Raw genomic sequence first — 1,037 nt, forward strand, 5'->3', positions numbered from 1 at the left:
CGACCACCAGCGCCGTGTCCAGGGCCGCGCGCACCGAGCGCACCAGCGCCGGGGGCAGGGCGGCTCCGGCGGTGAGCACCCGGTCGGGCCGGAAGCCCGCGCCGTCGGTGAACTCCGCGGCGCGGGTGACGACGTCGTGCAGTTGCGCGGGCACCGCCACCACCACACTGGGCTGCTCGCGCCGGGCCAGCTCCAGGAAGCGGTCGACGTCCCAGGCGTCGAGGAGCACCTGACGGCCCGCCCGGAAGAGCGCGGAGTAGGCCGACTGGAGGCCGAAGCAGTGGGTCAGCGGGCACGCGGTCAGGACCGTTCCGGCGTAGGCGTCGGCGGAATCCTCGGTGGCGGCGCGGGAGTTGGTGAGCAGCCCGTCGTGGGAGTGCACGCAGATCTTGGGCCGGGCCGAGGTGGTGCCGGAGGAGGGCAGCAGCAGGAACGGCGCATCGGGGCGCACCTGGACGGGGTGCGGGCGCTCTCCGGACCACCGCGCGAGCAGCGCGCTCACGGTCTGGGTGCCGGGGGCGGCCGTGTCGCCGGTGACCAGCACGGCGCGCAGGGCGGGCAGCGCCTGGCGCAGGGCCGTGGCGGCCAGCGGGCCCCCGCCGTCCTGAGTGCGCGGCGGCAGGGCGAGGGCGGCGGGGCCGACGCGCTCCAGCAGGGCCCGTACGTCGGTGGCGGCGTTGCCCTGGTGGACGGGCATGGTGACGGCCCCGATCGCGGCGGCCGCCAGGTGCAGGGTCAGGTACTCCCAGGAGTTGGGCAGGTGCAGGGCGATGACGTCACCGGGGCGGATGCCCGCTTCCTGGAGGCCGCGTGCGAGCGCGTCCACCTCGGTCCGCCAGGCGTTCCAGGTGCGGGTGCGGTCGCCGTCGAGCAGGGCGGTCGCCTCGCCGCCGCGGCGCACGGCCGCGGCGAACACCTCCGGCAGGGTCAGGGCGTCCAGGCTCCGGCCGGTGGTGCCGGGCGGATCGGTCACGTAGTCGTTGGCGTGGACGGGCACCATCACTCCCGGGATGTCGAGCGTCGCCGCGGTGCGGGGA

1 protein-coding gene is annotated in these 1,037 nt (G+C 76.6%); it reads right to left on the reverse strand.

The genetic code is table 11. The features are described from left to right. Positions 1-1,037, reverse strand: a 1,037-nt coding sequence (locus tag AB8Z36_RS41400; RefSeq protein ID WP_369218485.1) for an AMP-binding protein, incomplete at both ends; no start/stop codon positions are given.

It is taken from the genome of Streptomyces flavofungini (assembly GCF_041028215.1).
Taxonomy (GTDB): Bacteria; Actinomycetota; Actinomycetes; order Streptomycetales; family Streptomycetaceae; genus Streptomyces; species Streptomyces flavofungini_B.